At 39.7% G+C, this 15,772-nt stretch carries 23 protein-coding genes and 1 other RNA gene; all 24 read left to right on the top strand.

Features of this window, described 5'->3' with window-relative positions; translation table 11 throughout:
• Window positions 1-184 precede the first annotated feature (184 nt).
• The 24 genes from NFR88_RS15040 to NFR88_RS03410 all read left to right on the top strand — a co-directional run bounded on the left by NFR88_RS15040 (window position 185) and on the right by NFR88_RS03410 (window position 15,729).
• Window positions 185-319, top strand: coding sequence for a hypothetical protein (locus tag NFR88_RS15040; RefSeq protein ID WP_285813809.1), 135 nt, complete (start codon window positions 185-187; stop codon window positions 317-319).
• Window positions 320-344: 25 nt separating this feature from the next.
• Window positions 345-512: a hypothetical protein gene (locus NFR88_RS03300; protein ID WP_160202098.1), complete on the top strand. Its 168-nt coding sequence runs from the start codon at window positions 345-347 to the stop codon at window positions 510-512.
• Window positions 513-521: 9 nt separating this feature from the next.
• Window positions 522-659 (top strand): hypothetical protein, encoded by a 138-nt coding sequence (locus NFR88_RS03305; protein ID WP_251613529.1) that lies wholly within the window; start codon window positions 522-524, stop codon window positions 657-659.
• 38 nt (window positions 660-697) lie between these two features.
• Window positions 698-1,549 carry a DUF4417 domain-containing protein gene (locus tag NFR88_RS03310; RefSeq protein ID WP_251613530.1) on the top strand — a complete coding sequence of 284 codons (852 nt, stop codon included), beginning with the start codon at window positions 698-700 and terminating at the stop codon, window positions 1,547-1,549.
• A complete protein-coding gene (locus NFR88_RS03315) occupies window positions 1,498-2,934 on the top strand; it encodes an amidoligase family protein (RefSeq protein WP_251613532.1) in 1,437 nt (478 codons plus the stop codon). The genes NFR88_RS03310 and NFR88_RS03315 overlap by 52 nt, the downstream gene beginning before the upstream one ends.
• Before the next feature lie 44 nt (window positions 2,935-2,978).
• Complete coding sequence (locus NFR88_RS03320) at window positions 2,979-3,221, top strand: phage regulatory CII family protein (protein ID WP_251613534.1); 243 nt, start codon at window positions 2,979-2,981, stop codon at window positions 3,219-3,221.
• Between the two features lie 10 nt (window positions 3,222-3,231).
• Window positions 3,232-3,813 (top strand): hypothetical protein, encoded by a 582-nt coding sequence (locus tag NFR88_RS03325; RefSeq protein WP_251613536.1) that lies wholly within the window; start codon window positions 3,232-3,234, stop codon window positions 3,811-3,813.
• A 36-nt stretch (window positions 3,814-3,849) separates the two neighbouring features.
• Entirely contained in the window at window positions 3,850-4,407 is a 558-nt protein-coding gene (locus NFR88_RS03330; protein WP_251613539.1) for a helix-turn-helix domain-containing protein, read from the top strand.
• A 129-nt stretch (window positions 4,408-4,536) separates the two neighbouring features.
• Window positions 4,537-4,803: a type II toxin-antitoxin system prevent-host-death family antitoxin gene (locus tag NFR88_RS03335; protein ID WP_251613542.1), complete on the top strand. Its 267-nt coding sequence runs from the start codon at window positions 4,537-4,539 to the stop codon at window positions 4,801-4,803.
• Window positions 4,793-5,101, top strand: a complete 309-nt coding sequence (locus NFR88_RS03340; protein WP_251613544.1) for a type II toxin-antitoxin system RelE/ParE family toxin — start codon at window positions 4,793-4,795, stop codon at window positions 5,099-5,101. Before NFR88_RS03335 ends, NFR88_RS03340 begins: the two co-directional genes overlap by 11 nt.
• 79 nt (window positions 5,102-5,180) lie before the next feature.
• Window positions 5,181-5,759: a recombinase family protein gene (locus NFR88_RS03345; protein WP_251613546.1), complete on the top strand. Its 579-nt coding sequence runs from the start codon at window positions 5,181-5,183 to the stop codon at window positions 5,757-5,759.
• Window positions 5,760-5,914: 155 nt separating this feature from the next.
• Window positions 5,915-6,172: a helix-turn-helix domain-containing protein gene (locus NFR88_RS03350; protein WP_160203277.1), complete on the top strand. Its 258-nt coding sequence runs from the start codon at window positions 5,915-5,917 to the stop codon at window positions 6,170-6,172.
• A 474-nt stretch (window positions 6,173-6,646) separates the two neighbouring features.
• Window positions 6,647-6,919, top strand: a complete 273-nt coding sequence (locus tag NFR88_RS03355; protein ID WP_251613548.1) for an HU family DNA-binding protein — start codon at window positions 6,647-6,649, stop codon at window positions 6,917-6,919.
• Between the two features lie 480 nt (window positions 6,920-7,399).
• On the top strand, window positions 7,400-8,608 hold the full coding sequence (locus NFR88_RS03360; protein ID WP_251613550.1) for a tyrosine-type recombinase/integrase: 1,209 nt from the start codon (window positions 7,400-7,402) through the stop codon (window positions 8,606-8,608).
• A 122-nt stretch (window positions 8,609-8,730) separates the two neighbouring features.
• Window positions 8,731-9,090, top strand: a transfer-messenger RNA (tmRNA) gene (gene ssrA, locus NFR88_RS03365).
• Window positions 9,091-10,053: 963 nt separating this feature from the next.
• On the top strand, window positions 10,054-11,046 hold the full coding sequence (locus tag NFR88_RS03370; protein ID WP_160203280.1) for a virulence RhuM family protein: 993 nt from the start codon (window positions 10,054-10,056) through the stop codon (window positions 11,044-11,046).
• A gap of 28 nt (window positions 11,047-11,074) precedes the next feature.
• Window positions 11,075-11,329 (top strand): hypothetical protein, encoded by a 255-nt coding sequence (locus NFR88_RS03375; RefSeq protein WP_160203281.1) that lies wholly within the window; start codon window positions 11,075-11,077, stop codon window positions 11,327-11,329.
• 375 nt (window positions 11,330-11,704) lie between these two features.
• Window positions 11,705-11,827, top strand: coding sequence for a TnpV protein (locus NFR88_RS03380; protein WP_161909521.1), 123 nt, complete (start codon window positions 11,705-11,707; stop codon window positions 11,825-11,827).
• 157 nt (window positions 11,828-11,984) lie between these two features.
• Window positions 11,985-12,353: a GntR family transcriptional regulator gene (locus NFR88_RS03385; RefSeq protein ID WP_330588373.1), complete on the top strand. Its 369-nt coding sequence runs from the start codon at window positions 11,985-11,987 to the stop codon at window positions 12,351-12,353.
• Window positions 12,354-13,223, top strand: coding sequence for an ABC transporter ATP-binding protein (locus NFR88_RS03390; RefSeq protein WP_161909522.1), 870 nt, complete (start codon window positions 12,354-12,356; stop codon window positions 13,221-13,223).
• Window positions 13,213-13,854, top strand: coding sequence for an ABC-2 transporter permease (locus tag NFR88_RS03395; protein WP_161909526.1), 642 nt, complete (start codon window positions 13,213-13,215; stop codon window positions 13,852-13,854). Before NFR88_RS03390 ends, NFR88_RS03395 begins: the two co-directional genes overlap by 11 nt.
• An 11-nt stretch (window positions 13,855-13,865) precedes the next feature.
• Window positions 13,866-14,252 carry a DUF3592 domain-containing protein gene (locus NFR88_RS03400; RefSeq protein ID WP_161909523.1) on the top strand — a complete coding sequence of 129 codons (387 nt, stop codon included), beginning with the start codon at window positions 13,866-13,868 and terminating at the stop codon, window positions 14,250-14,252.
• Window positions 14,253-14,585: 333 nt separating this feature from the next.
• On the top strand, window positions 14,586-15,095 hold the full coding sequence (locus NFR88_RS03405; protein WP_161909524.1) for an RNA polymerase sigma factor: 510 nt from the start codon (window positions 14,586-14,588) through the stop codon (window positions 15,093-15,095).
• Between the two features lie 43 nt (window positions 15,096-15,138).
• Window positions 15,139-15,729: a DUF4367 domain-containing protein gene (locus tag NFR88_RS03410; protein ID WP_251613552.1), complete on the top strand. Its 591-nt coding sequence runs from the start codon at window positions 15,139-15,141 to the stop codon at window positions 15,727-15,729.
• The last annotated feature ends 43 nt before the right edge of the window (window positions 15,730-15,772 follow it).

Below are 15,772 nucleotides of genomic sequence, written 5' to 3' on the forward strand. Positions count from 1 at the left end.
ACGGGCAAAAAATGCAAAAAACCCGCAAACCGTTGAAATGGGTCCATGTAGTCGTTTTGACCACACTAATATAAACAGTATATTTATATAGAATTACTAGAACTACAACAAAAAACTTTAATTACTAGAAAAACATCCTCAACAGTCAACGCGCGTGTGCGCGAAGTGAGGAAGGAGAGGGTGAATGGGATTCGGTTTTCAAAAATGCGGGCACAGATGTGAGCTTTTATTTTGCGCTTTAAGCGATTTTATCGTCCTGGGCGAAAAGAATATCGAAAAAGATGCCAAAAACGATTCTAGGTGTGATTTTGAGCCTTAGACAGACATGCAAACGGAGGAGGAATATGGATAAGGTTTATGAAATGGCGGTAATCGAACTGGTCAGATTGCTGCGTATTGTGAAAAGGCAGCTGCTTTTGCTGCGCGGTGTGCCGATGAACCAGGAGGAAAGGAGAAAGCTGCTGAAAGCCATTGAAGCGGTGGAAGCGGAATTTGAGGTGTTCAGACTATGAATAATTTGTGTGAACGGAGCTGTGATATCTGTAATCTGCGTATGTATTGCCAAGGTTGTAGTCTATGTGAGATGCCTTTTTGCAAATTTGATTGTAAACAGTGCTTTTCTCTTTGCCCGCGACGAGGTTTCTCCTGGCATTATCTAGCTCAAGTAGGCGGCGGTCAAGTCACATTGCAAGGAAATATGTCTCGGCAGTTGCCAGCATTGATTCCCGTGCTGCCAGATCACATGCCAGAGGCTATTGATGTCGGCCAAGTCGTAGGAATCCACGGTGGTAATTTTTTCAGCGAAAACGGTGAGCGTGTAGCGCCGGTGTATAGGCGCAAAGGCATACAGGACACACTGAATCTGTTGCAGCCAGTGAAGGGTGTATTGCAATTTTATGTCAAAGATCGAACCTTGGAAGGTATTTGGGATAAGCGCAGGGAAATCTACGCACAGCTGCAGGAATTTCCCTGGCAGGCGATCATAGCTCCGAACTACAGCGTTTATGAAGATGCGCCGCGAATCGACCACCTATATAACATTAAGCGCAGCAGTATCGTGTATAACGAGATGTTGGATGCTGGACTTCCGGCAGTGCCGGACATCTCTTGGTACAATAAGATTGACCTGGACCAGTGGATCCAGGAAATCAATAGCAAAGGTGTCAGATGCGTTGCCTTTAGTTTTCAGACCGTTGGCACGGGTCTTAGGGCGTCAAACCTCTATGTGCACTATCTCGCCGCTTTTAAGTATCTTACAGAGCGGATTCCTGCAGAAACAGAAATCATCGTGGCGGGAATGGTATCATCCAAAAGGGTGCAGTTCTTAAAGGATGTCTGCAGCAATCCTTTGTCGGTGCTGAATCAGTCGGCATATGTCCATAGCCGCCGTGGGATTCTGTCGGAAACGGGGAAAGCGCCGGGAGAATTAACTAAAAATCAAATTTTGCTGAGAAATCTCGCGTACTATGATAAATCATACAGAAGGGAGGCAGAAATATGCCCAAGAACAGGAACAGCGGAACTATTGCAGGAAGAACTTACGAGATAGATCGAACTGAGCAGGAGAACAGAAATGACCAAGAGATGAGCGATCGACTGGAGAGACGATTGCAGGCCATGGATCCGATTACAGTAGAAATTGATAGTCGAACCAGACATAGGCGTGAACAAGTCACCGTTGATTTTGTGGATAGAGATCAAGCTGAGGTAAACACAGAAGGAGGTTCTTATCGGGTAAATATCTGGGAAGGCACTTGTACATGTCCGGATTATATGCATCGTCAGGGCAGATGTCGGCATGTTGAGGCTGTGGATGTGGCCAGAGAACAGGCAAGACAGGGTATCATGCCGGGCAGCAGAGAAGATATAGAAATGTCCAACGGACAGGTTTTGTCAGAGCATCAAAGGGCGGAGACGGCGGCTGAGCTGCGTAATGCGGCAAGAGCGCGTACCGACGATGATTTTTTCTATACGGAACATCCTGATGTATTTGAAAGCGATATGGCGCGGTTGCAAGGCGAGCCGGTGCCGTATACTTATGAGAATGTGCTGAATGGATCTGACATCACCTTCGGTATTGAACTCGAATTTGTCCATGGGGATAGTGATGCGATTGCTGCAGAACTGTATCAGATGGGTATCTGCGGAAATGATTCTATGTCAGGGTATCATGGCAGACGCGTTCCGGGTAAATGGGCGCTGGAGAGAGACGGAAGTGTTACTTCAGGCAGCCGAGGTGGGGAGTTGATATCACCAATCCTTACGGATACGCCGGAGACGTGGCGGACGATTGAAAAGGTCTGCGATGTGGCAAAACGACATGGGGCACAGGTGAATTTTCAAACTGGTGGTCATGTACATATAGGCGCTTCCGAAGCTTTGGATGGTAAAAAACAGAGATGGCGGCGCCTTTTTAAAATGGGTGCTGGTTTTGAGCAGGTTTATAAAAGATTATCCGGAGGAGAGCAAGGCGTGTTCAGGGGAGGTCATTATGCCGCATCTTCAGAAGATCTAAATCGTACAGGTATTGTTATGAGGCTTCCAGGCGAAGGAGATACCAGTGATTTTTTCTCCAGAATCAGCAGAAGACTTGGGCAGAAATACCGCATGATTAATTTTTCCCCGCTGGGATCCAAAAAAACAGTAGAATTTCGAGGCTTTAACGGAACACTGACCCCTGGGGTCATTCAGGCTAATGTTAAATTCGCAGCTGGTATGGTTCTTTCCGCGGAACGGTCAAGATTGCGTAGCACGGAATCACTGGTATCAACGGACTCGGATAAAAAGCGTGCCAATATTATCAATGCGTATGAGGAAAACAATCAGAGGTCAGATGAAGCGATTATGCGCACTTTGGATGTAGTTTTTTCCCGGAAAGAGGACAAGCAGCATGTATTATCTGTCATAGCAAAAAATTCTTGGAGCAGGCATTGACAAACAAACTGATTCGTGTTATTTTAAAATAAAAAAGTGTTAAAATGAAATTTCAAAATGATAATCGGAGCATAGTACTGATGATGAAGAAAAAGATAGAAGTGCTGCTTGCCGCTAATGACATGAATGTGGTGGATTTGGCAAAGTGTTTGGGCACATCGTCTCAGAATTTGTATAACAAGTTATCTAGGGACAATTTCAAGGTTAAGGATTTAGAGGATATTGCGGAGGCTACAGAGTCGGAGCTGGAGATTCGCTTTATCACTAAGGATGGGATGAAAATTTAGGAGGTGCGAGATGTTTAGCGTAGTGCATAACGGACAAGTTCAGGTAAAAGAGCCGGAAAAGCGGTTTCAAATGATGAAGGCAATGGATGATAATATGTATGAAGCGGATGATTATAGGGATCTGGTAGCAATTCTCTGTGGCACTGACTACTATGAAAGCCAGTCCGCAGAAACGGATTGGCATATGAGAGTGGACGCTGCAAAGGAACTGTGCCTGGCGCTGATTGCTTCGACCGAGGTGGAAGCAGAAATTGCAGGGGAGCTTGGAGAAGACGAGGAGTCGGATGAATTTATTATCCTTTATGATGAGCGGATTGGAAAGATACCATATTCTTTGACTGGACCAGATGCGGATTATGACATTCACGTTGATAATCCAGAACTGATTCGGGTAGAAAGTGATAAGAATCTGCTCTGGACGCTGGAGAAAGCGCAGCTGATTGCAGTGTTCGAGTATGACGAAGATAAAGGTGACTATATCAGATGGCTAAATTATCTTAATCTGGATGGGCTGATTGCTGCGGAAACAGAATACTTTCGACAGCATGGTGATCAGACAAGGGTGCCGCTGTTTAAAAAGTTGGGCGAGTAAGTAGGAACTATATAGAACATATGAGGAAAATGCAATATGACCAAATATAAACACTTCACATTTGAACAACGAGTTAGACTTGAGAAGTTGCTCAGATCAGGAATGAGCATAGAGGGTATAGCATATGAATTTGGCTGCCATCGTTCTACGATATATAATCAGATTAAAGCAGGGCAAGTTGATGGTACGTATAATGCAGAATTAGCACAAAAAAGATATGAAGAAGCGGCTAAAGAGAAAGGTCCAAAGCCAATATTAAAGAAAAATCCATCGCTTTGTAAATATATTTCGGAGTGCATATTGGAAAAGAAATATAGTCCTGCAAAGATAATTGATGAAATAAATAAAGGAAAAACTGAATTTGCGGCTGATTCAATTAGGTCAGTAAATACAATATATAGCGCCTTAGATAAAGGCTTAATCCCTGATTGTACAAGAGACAACTTAGCATATGCCAATGAGACAACAATAAATAAACACGGAGAAATAACGATTCCTCAAAGAATAAGGGAGGCGTTAGACTTAAAAGCTGGAGAACATTTTTTGGTTACTATTGATGATGATAAGATAATTATTTCAAAAATAAATTCCTAAATATTTTCTTGAAAGCATCTGTCCCACCGTGGGACATAGAAGTAAAACAGAGTTTGAGATTATCACTTTACATTCAAGCAGAAAAAAGGTATAATTATACCATAAAAATGATATATGGAGGTGGTCTGCATGATTATTAAAGCGTCAACTACTCTGAGAAATGATTATAATGCGGTTTCAAATATTGCTAAAGAGACAAATGAGCCAATCTATATTACGAAGAATGGTGAAGGGGATATGGTCTTGATGAATATTGAAGCATTCGAGAGAAGAGAACAAATATTACAGATGAGAGCGAAAGTCCTCCAAGCAGAGCAGGAGCGTCTGAGCGGCACAAAGACATATTCTCTTAATGAAGCGCAGGCGATGCTGGAGGAAAGATTAAATGACATGTAAAGTAACTCTTCTCCCAACAGCTTGGGAAGATTTGAAGCGTATAGAGGATTGGTACTATTATCAATTTGGAAAATCTACGGCTTTAAAAGTGTCTTCAACCATCCTTAAAGTAATCGGTAGACTGGAGTCATTTCCTGACTCTGGCTCATTAACTCCCGATAAATGGCTGAATGAGCAAGGCTATAGGATGGTCATTTGTGAGAAGCATATTGCAATATATAGACGAATTCAGAATGAGGTTTTTGTTTACCATATTGCTGATACGCGAACGGAGTATACCAAGGTGTTTTACAATTAAATATATGCGTCCCACCGTGGGACGAAGGAAAACCTCTTTGATATAATTAGGTAAAAATTATATTAAGGAGGTTCTTTTTATGAACTATGGCTATGCAAGAGTATCCAGTAAGGATCAAAATCTGGATAGGCAGTTATTAGTGCTTCAGGAGTTTGGCATTTCTGATAAGCACATTTATGTAGACCGTAAATCCGGAAAAGATTTTGAACGGCCAGGATACAAGAAACTGATTCGTCGTCTGAAGCCGCAAGATATACTGGTAATCGGCAGTATTGACCGTTTGGGACGAAACTACGATGAGATATTGGCTCAATGGAGACTTATTACAAAAGAAAAACGTGTAGATGTTGTCGTGCTTGATATGCCGCTTCTTGATACGAGACAAAAGGGGAAAGATTTGACCGGGACTTTCATTGCTGATTTGGTGCTTCAGATATTGTCCTATGTTGCGCAGACAGAACGGGAGTATATTAAAAAAAGACAGGCAGAGGGTATTGCAGCAGCAAAACAGCGGGGTGTGAAATTTGGCAGACCTAAATTGCAGATTCCGGAAGAGTTTGCGCAATGCAAGACTTTATATGAAACAAATCAAATTACGTCCAGAGAAGCTGCCGCAATGTTGCAGGTGTCACAGCCTACTTTTTTGCGATGGCTTTAAAATTTTTTTGAAGTTTTTTGAAACAAAAGGTAGACTTTTTGTTTCAAGCTGGCGCTTTTTTTGATTGTTGAAATTTCAACAATTCTTTTATGCACTTTTAGTCTACCATACTCTGAACAAAAAGTCTGCTTAATTTAGCAGAGTGAGGTAGTTGCATGAAAAAAAGAGAAAAAATAAAGGTGACAAAGCTGCGGGCAGAACGTCTCGCTCGTGGATATACCTTGTCTCAGGTGGGCGATGCAGTAGGCGTAGGTAAAACAACTATAAAAGCGTATGAACTGCTGCAGCGTACACCTAGCCTACAGGTATATCGACGTCTGGAGGCATTTTTCGGAGTTCCTTCAGGCACAGATTTGCTTGAAACTGTTGAAATAGATAGTGATGGCGTTTTTCATAGCATAAAGTCTTTATAAGAGATTTTATAAATTTCTGTACCTTGACAACTACATATTCCAACTTTACTGCGATTTGCGATATAGAGTTGCCAAGATCCTTCTGCATTTTATTGATGTTGGAGTGTTTGCCAGTTAAAAATAGCAGCATTAAGGAGGGGAGCAGTCGCATAGACACCTAATCGCAATGAGCAACACATTAGCCAGGCTCACGAGATAAGACCTGGCCGCCTATGATCACGGGTCCACTTTGGAAGACTGCCTGCAGCGCAGGGAATAGCGATGAAATGAGCCAGCATAGACCAAAGCGTCCGTATCAGGTAATAGATAGCGGTGTGAATGTAGTATTGTTGCCCGGACCAGGGGTGCAGGAAGAGCAAATATGGTTTAACAAAATGAAAATTACTGCGTAATGGCAGTAGATATACAGGGGGGGGTAATCCCCCCCTGCAATGTGCTGCCAGCACAGACTTATATTTTTATGGAGGTAAATTGATGAACAAGAAAGATTTAATTACGGAAATTGCAGAAAGAACAGGGGTGGCGCAGAAAGATGTAGGAACTGTTTTAGAAGGTTTTCAGAATGTGATAGAATCTGAACTGCAGAATGAAGGCAAAATTCAACTGATAGGGTTTGGCAGCTTTGAGACAAAGACGAGATCAGCGCATATGGGGATAAATCCGAAAACGGGGCAGCAGATTCTAATTCCGGAAACGAGAGTACCGGTGTTTAAAGCGGGGAAGCGCTTAAAAGAAGCACTGAAATGAAAAAGGTTTACGCAACTTTGACCGGAAACGTAAACCTTAAAATCCAATAACCACTAACTTTACTTGTTTGAACTGCAATTTCAGCAAGTAAACAAAGCAGTCTCTTTAAATTAATTATAAAGGGGCTGTTTTCTAATTGCAAGTGTTTTTTGCGTGAAACAATGAAAGGAGCCGAGAAGTTGAATTATTTTGGGATTTTTTTTACATTCATTGTAATACCGATGACCGTAGTATTTATGGCAGCGGCGGCAGCTTACTTTGATTGTGAAGAGTAGAAAGAGTGCGGATGAAGATGCTTTATGAGGCTTATAGAGGGAATGTGAATGTGGATCGGATGCCATTCCGATGCTACTAGAATATGTTGGAATTATATTTTGGAAGAATATACTGAGCATAAGTTGGAAACAGGTAAGTTTCTTTACCTTGACTCGTAATTTATAACATGCGATACTGTGAAATGAGCGTGGGAAAGGAGGCCAGGTGGTTGCAGGACATTTACAGCAGAAGAAGGGGTATTGGTATATAGTATTAACTTATACTGATGAAAATGGCAAGCCTGCATCAAAGTGGAAATCAACAGGTCTTAAAGTTAAAGGAAATAAGCGCAATGCTGAGAAATTGTTGGAACAGTATCGGCACGAATTTGATCCTCTTAGAAATGAGGAGGGAAAAGTTGACATTGCTTTTTTTGAAAACTCTAAAGTAACTGATGATATGGAGATGCAGGAGCTTTGTGTCAGATGGTTGAATTATAAAAAGTACGTTGTAGAAGCATCAACTTATGCTGGATATTATAACCGTGTGTGTAAGTGGATGAGACCATATTTCCTGACACATAACTATACGGTTAGAGGAATAGGGAGTGGAGAAATCCAAGAATATATCGAATACTTACTTTCTGAAAAGCTGTCAATAAAGTCAGCAATGGACCAGAGGGATATTTTAAATGATATGTTCAAATATGCAGTAATACTGCAAGTTGTTCCTCCATGGCAAAACCCTGTTCAGTACGTGCCAAAATTAAAGGTTCCTACGAACGTTAATGCATATTACGAGGCCGATACTGCAATTGCTTTGTTGGACAGCGTAATTGGCAGTAGGATTGAGATTCCAGTCTTTCTAGCATTGTATTATGGGCTTAGACGCTCAGAGATATCAGGACTTATGTGGGAGGCAGTTGACTTCAAAAACAGACAGCTCACAATCAGTCATGTAGTTGTAGCAGTTCAGATGAAGGGACATAAGACTATATATGATGCAAAAGATCGTACAAAGAACCTTGCAAGTCATAGAACTTTTCCGTTATTGAAACCTATAGAGGAAATGCTATTCCGACAGCAGTCGAAACAGAAACAGCAGGCTATGGTAGCAAAGAAGTATTATGATAGCGGGTATGTTTTTACGAAAGATAATGGAATGCCTTATACGCCAGGATATATTTCAGGGGAGTTTAAGCGACATTTGGAACGGAATGGCTTTCCGCCTATACGATTCCATGATCTTCGGCACAGCTGTGCCAGCGTCTTACTTGCGGATACAGATCGTAGAGTATCATTGAAGGATATTCAGCTTTGGCTTGGACATGCTAACATACAATCTACGATGAGATATGCGCATTTAGGAGAACAGTTTTCCAAATTACATACTGCTTCATGCATTGAAAATGCTCTTCTGAGAGACCATGGATGAACTTTCTTTTGACAAATATAGAGAACTGGAGAGATTTTTTTCATAAATATTTCAAAATAATACAATTTATTCCTGTTGAAAACGAACTGAAAGTGTTGTAAAATAGCCATATAAACATTTATGGGGGTGTAAAGGTTTCGACGGGGGTGTAGAAGCCGGACCAGCGAGCCGTAGTCGCCAAGTCTACGTTAAAAGTGGCCGTTTAAATATAAACGCTAAAAAGAATAACAATTTCGCATTTGCTGCTTAATTAACGCAGCGCGCGTGTCAGCTCCGGTTTACCTGTAGGCTGGAGATCTGGCATCGATTATACAGGAAAACCTTGCGAGAGTTTCCGGTATCGTAAGGGACTTACGGAATAGTGCTTCTGTCAGCTTGCTGACGGGCGGTCAGAAGCGCGAACTTTAAATCATCAGCTGCGCTCGGAGAAAGTCCTGTGGAAATGCTTTCGGACAGGAGTTCGACTCTCCTCATCTCCACCAGACATGCAAAGCCTGCCTTTTGGCAGGCTTTTGTCATGTCTAAGTGAAAGAGAGTCGAACTCGAAAGAGCGTGACCGTGAAGGGAGCAGGTTCGGTGAACCTGCGAGTAGGTCACGGTCCAAGGCGACCGAAAGGGGGAGCCGCAGGACGGCGGGTTGCAGAGCAAGCCGTGTAACTCTCCTCATCTCCACCACAAAAACATTGCAAAACCAACGTTTTTATGCGTTGGTTTTTTATTGACTACATTTTGTTATGTCTTCATAAAATTGCTCTAATTTATCTGACACACCCTTATCAGAACTTCTAAAATAATACTCATATATTTCTTGCGTGATTCTTGTGTTGCTATGCCCAATCATTTGGACACATCAACGATTTGTACGCCAATAGAGGATAATATAGCTGCATGAGTGTGCCGAAGTCATGAAACTTGCTTTTGAAATTATATTGTATTATTTCTTTATTTTTTGAAATAAACTCCATAAATCGCACTTCATTTATTTCGATATTAGTGATATACTGAAAATAGATTCGTTGGATTAAGTTCTTTGTAGATGCTATAGGCAAAGTTGCAAAAAGATCAGATCAGTTGCTGATACAGTATGAAACTATTATGGTCAAAGATAAAAAATCATTTAAAAGATATACGATTGCTGACTAAGAACGTTTGGATCGCATATGATTACCTTAAGCTCTTTCCTGTGACTAGCATTTCCCATGCTGCAAAGCAGTTGGGAAGTTCGTTCAATTCAATATCAATGGATGTGCACGTATTAAGCGAGAATAGTATCGTCATTCAAAAAATGATAACGTGAGGAATCGTATTTGGGAGTATGCTTCTCTTGCATCTCTTTTTATACAAGAATAATGTTCATTTTTAGGGAATATTCAATAAGATTAAGTTATCGGCTGTTTATTCCTGAACTTCAGGCATCTATAAATATCTAATATTCGGAGGATATAATGACGCAATCAAATATCATCATGTACACGACAGAAGATGGAGTCACAAAAATAGAAGTTACATTTGACCATGACACAGTTTGGCTCTCCATAGATCAAATGGCCGAATTATTTCAACGAGATAAAAGTGTAATTGGAAAACATGTAAGAAATATTTTTAAAGAAGGAGAATTGGCAAAAGAAGCAGTTTGGGCAAAATTTGCCTACACTGCTTCTGACGGTAAGACCTATCAGGTAGATTTCTATAATTTAGATGTTATTATTTCCGTTGGTTATCGGGTAAAATCCCTGAGAGGAACACAGTTTAGAATATGGGCTACTTCTATTTTGAAGGAATATATGAAAAAAGGATTCGCATTAGATGATAATCGACTTAAGAATCTCGGAGGCGGAAACTATTTTGATGAATTGTTAGCTCGCATCCGTGATATTCGCTCTTCCGAAAAAGTATTTTGGAGAAAAGTATTGGAAATATATGCAACCAGTATTGATTACAATCCGAAAGCAGAGAATTCAATTATATTTTTTAAACAAGTACAAAATAAAATGCACTGGGCAGCTCATAAGCAAACAGCAGCAGAAGTAATTTATCAACGGGCAGATGCGGACAAAGACAATATGGGATTAACAGCATGGGCTGGAAAGGAGATTAAACGTTCTGATGTAGAGGTTGCAAAGAATTATTTAAACGAAAAAGAAATAGATGCGTTAAATAAAATCGTTATGGCGTATTTAGATATTGCGGAAGTCCATGCCTTGAATCAAGAACCAATGTATATGAAAGACTGGCTGGAAACAATTGACGACTATCTGAAAATGACAAGAAGGGATATTTTAACTACAAAAGGAAGAGTTACACATAAACAGGCTCTTGAAAAGGCGCATGGAGAATACGAGAAATATCGGAAAAAGCAGGAGGATATCCTTTCTCCGGTGGAATGTCATTTTCTTGAAAGTATAGAAGAATTACAAGGGTTGGAAGATAAAAAATAATTTTGCCTAATCTGACGCAAGCAGAAAGGTGGGTTGCAGAGCAGGAATTATTTATCAGCCAACTCTCAGTGAATTTATTGATGTAGAGTACGCCTATTCGCGTATGAATGTATTTGTAACAACTCATGAATTTTTGATTCTTTCAAAAGAAACCAAGAAGGATGTTGTTGCCTTTCTTATTGCAATGAGAAGAAACAAAGAAACCAGCCAAACAGAAGGCTTCATTGCAGAAGAGATAATTTACGAGGAACTTCAAAAGATCATCAGTATAATTCAGTCGTGAAGATTTTGTATTAGCTTTATTTGTCACCTATTTCCATGAGGGTATGAACAGCAATTGTAAGCATAAAGAAATATGTTTGCAATTGCTGTTTTTAATTATTTTTGTCGTGGGCTTGACATATGGGTGCCTTAAACCAGCCATAAGTGTTCTTGGGATATTGTGGGGTGCCCTCAGCAGTTGTAAAGACATAGCTATTATCTTTCTAATCTCCCTGTATGATACGCATGCTTCTTTTTTGTAGTTCCTGCAGTTCGGCAAGCATGTCCATAATAAAAGATGGTACAGTTATGATTCTTGTAGAGCTTTCCAGTTTTGGCGTGTCCTCGACTATTCCGATGGCAGGCACAGGGACGATTTGAAAGGCTCATAGGAAGCATGAAACAGGCACAAGGAAGGGAATGCTTAAAGGAAGAAAATGCCTTAGAATGGACAGAGCGACCCAACAACATAAGAGCTTGTGCGAAGGAGATTGTGAATGGGGAAATTATCTTTGTATAAGCAGATAAAAAGACAGAGTGTAAAAGCTCTGTCTTTTTTTCGAGAGATATATAGGTATCTCTTAGAAAAAGTGAAAGGGTATTGACTTGAAAGTGCTATTTGTATATAATGTGTATGTATAAACATCACACTGAAGGAGGCAGGATATTTGAAGATTGTGATATCTAACACATCAGAAGTTCCTCTTTACCAACAAATCAAAGACCAGATAAAAGACGCTATTTTAAAAGAAGAATTAGTAGAGGGCGACGCACTTCCCTCTATTCGTGCCTTTGCAAATGATTTAAAGGTCAGCGTCTTAACAATACGGAGAGTCTATGATGAATTGGAACAAGAGGGATTTGTAACAAGCCAAGTCGGTATCGGCACTTTTGTTTCTACAAGCAATATTGAATTATTGCGGGATTCCAAGCGGCGGCTTGTGGAGAAAAAAATGCTTGATATGATTCAGACAGCGAAATCTTTGGGCATTAGTAAAGATGAATTAAATGCCATGATGGACATTTTATACGAGGAGGAAAACTAAATGGATAACATTTTAGAAGTATCTGGATTAAGTAAAAGGTATGGTAATTTTGCCTTGAAAGACATCTCCTTTTATTTGCCAGAGGGCTGCATCACGGGATTTGTCGGAATCAATGGAGCAGGAAAAACGACAACTCTCCGAAGTATCTTAGGGCTTACAAACAAAGTGTCTGGAAATATAAACTTTTTTGGCATGGATATGGATGGGAATGAAAGTAAAATAAAAGACCGCATTGGCATTGTGCTTGATGAGGGATGCTTTTATGATGAATTAACGCTCTCAGAAATGAAAAATGTAATTGCCCCTGCTTACAGGAATTGGTGCGAACAGGACTTTATAGATTACATGGAACAGTTTTCATTGAATCCGAAACAGAAAATCCATACCCTGTCAAAAGGAATGCGGATGAAATACGCTTTAGCTCTGGCACTCTCCCATAAAGCGGAACTGCTTATCATGGACGAGCCAACAAGCGGTCTTGACCCATTAGTCCGAGGCCAGCTTTTAAATATATTAAAGGACTATATGGGCAAAGGTGGAAAGGGCGTATTTTTCTCTACACATATTACTTCCGATTTGGAAAAGATTGCAGATATGCTGATTATGATTGATGGCGGTGAGATTGTTTTTCAAGAGGAAAAAGACCAGTTGCTTGACAGTTACCGAATCATAAAGGGCAGCACTGAAAAACTGAATACGGATACAAGAAGGTATTTTTTGAACATTGAGGAAAGTGCGTTTGGCTTTACGGGAATCACAAAACAGGGTTCTGATGTTATGGAGCATATGCAGGATGTTCTTACAGAAAGACCGACAATCGAGGACATCATGGTTGCCAATGTGGAAAGGAGAAAAAAGGATGTTCATTAGCTTAGTGAAAAAAGAATTTCTGATTGTGAAGAAATATGTAGGCATCATGCTTATCGTGTCATTTCTGATTCCGCCCGTTATGCTTTGGCGGATGCCAGAAGCGGCGGGGGCAATGGGATTTACACTTACTGTTATTTTTAGCGTTTTCATGTTGACTCAGTATGTTTCTTTAAAGGAATACCAGTATCCAAAAGCAACTACCCTGCTTTGTGCATTGCCCTATCTCCGTAAAATGATTGTGCTTTCAAAATACTGTTTTTGTTTGATTATTTATGCGGTCTGCTGTTTGGTTTTTGGGATTGACACAATCATTTTCTCGAAATTAGGAACATTTGATATAAGAATGGCGGCTATTGCTTTTTTAGTAATCACGATACCATTATCGTTCTATTTTCCTGCCCTGTACAAGTTGGGATACGAAAAGACAAAATTTGTATTTGTCATAATTATTATGGCATCCCCTGTTTTATTTGCCTTTCTGTTTAAACCAGAAAATGCGGTAAGATTTAGCTTTTTAGACACTATCTCTACAACAACAATAGCAATTTTAAGCGTTATCATCAGTCTTGTCACCTTTTCAATATCAGCCATTCTGTCAATTCGGTTTTTTGAAAACAGTGATTTGACATAGGAGGTTTTCATATGGAACGAGATGTAATAGTCCTGTATATAATAGCGGGCGTATCGTTTTCCTTTGCCTTATTCAACTGTATTCTTTTTGCAATAAAACATGGAAAGACAATGAAAACGAATGGAACGATTGTTTCCATAAAATCAACAAATCCGACAAATGAAAACTGGCGTAATGCAAAATTGGCAGAGATTTCGTATCGGGTTAATGACAGAAACATTGTATCTAAAAATCGCATACAAGTTCCTTTGACATCCAAGATAGGTACACCGATTACCGTTCGTTATGACCGGAACAAACCAGAGAGAATATACAGTTATTCAGCGAAACGAATCATCAAGGGATTTTTAATTGGTATAGGCAGCGTATTGATAGCTGTATTTATGCAAATCCATTAGAGAAAGGGAATTTTTTATAGCAGATATATGAGTAGCCTTCGAATTGGGATAGACTAGAATCAACCATTATATTAGAATTATAAAATTATGAAAAGAAAATATATTTTATATATAATAATGAGATGAAATAAGATTAAATGATAATATATTCAATTAAAACTTGCGCAACCATAATGGGATGCATTCATTATGATGACCGATTTGACTGAAAATAGGCAATATAATGGAAAGCGAGATGGTTGCATTTTATGGTATGAATTTTGCGAAGCAGTCTTGTATAAAAAATTTTTCTACATTAAGTTGTGATAAGGTATCATATAGGAGAATCTAGTTATGGAAGAGGACAAGAAAAAATATGAAACGTTTGAAGAAATGTATTTATCGACATATCGGTTAGTATATATTTTCATTCGAGACTGCACGCAAGATTGGGATGTTGCAGAAGAAGTTTCTGCAATTATTTGGACAAAGATCTCTGAAAGACCGGAGAAATATCTCGACCAGGAAATTCTACAACTACATAATTATATAAGAGCTATGGTGAAAAATGAAATCTGTGAGCAGTATAGAAAAAAGGATCGAGAAAATAGGATACTTGAGAAGGCTTCTGAGATCTTCAATATTTCACATACTACAGAAGACGATTTTCTTCTTAAAGAGAATTTAAATGCCTTAGAGAAAGCAAGGGCGCAGTTATCTGAGGATGAAAGGTTGCTTCTTGAGTTAAGATTTGATCAGGAGCTTAGTATTAAAGAAACTGGAAAAGTGATGGGGATTAATCAAAGCGCAGTTAAGATGCGACAGTGCAGAGTGTTGCTAAAACTAAGAAAGCTGATAGATTAGATCTTTGTATATAAATAAAATTGATAAAATATGGGGAAAAGGTATGAAAGAAAAATTTGATTTACCTGAGGATATGTATTTTGAAAAAGATGGTGAACTTGTCGGCATTATGAATCTTGAGCCGGACCCAAAGGTTCTGTCTTTTGCTAGGGAATATGACGAAAAGCAAGCAAAGAAGAAAAGTAAGCATCGCAGAAAAAGTTATTTACACATCGCAGCGATGATTATGGTGTGTTTTGTGACACTATCTGCGATTACGCTGGAAACATCTGATGCATTCAGAGTGAAAATCCTCCAAGTTTTTTCTAATAAAGAAGATGGATCAGCTACGCTGCTTTCGCAAGATGAAGATGATTTGATAGGGGACTGGAAAGATTATTGGTACCCTACCTATATTCCGGAAGGGTATATTTTGCAGGCGGCAGAAAAGACAGAGTTCGAGAAGGTTATGTTGTTTTCTTCACAAATCGGGACGGAACTTCGTATTTTTGAGCGTTCACCTGAAACCACTATGACTGTCGATACAGATCATACCTCGATAGAACAAATTAAAATAGGATATTATAATGGCTACTTGACAGTTAATGAAGAATATAATCGGGTCAATTGCCAAGGTGAATTCCAGTTTGCCTAAGTAAATGTCAGGTACGCAAGAGTGGAGGATGTAAAAAGCTATG

This window comes from Senimuribacter intestinalis (assembly GCF_943192965.1).
In the GTDB taxonomy this organism is placed as follows: domain Bacteria; phylum Bacillota; class Clostridia; order Peptostreptococcales; family Anaerovoracaceae; genus Senimuribacter; species Senimuribacter intestinalis.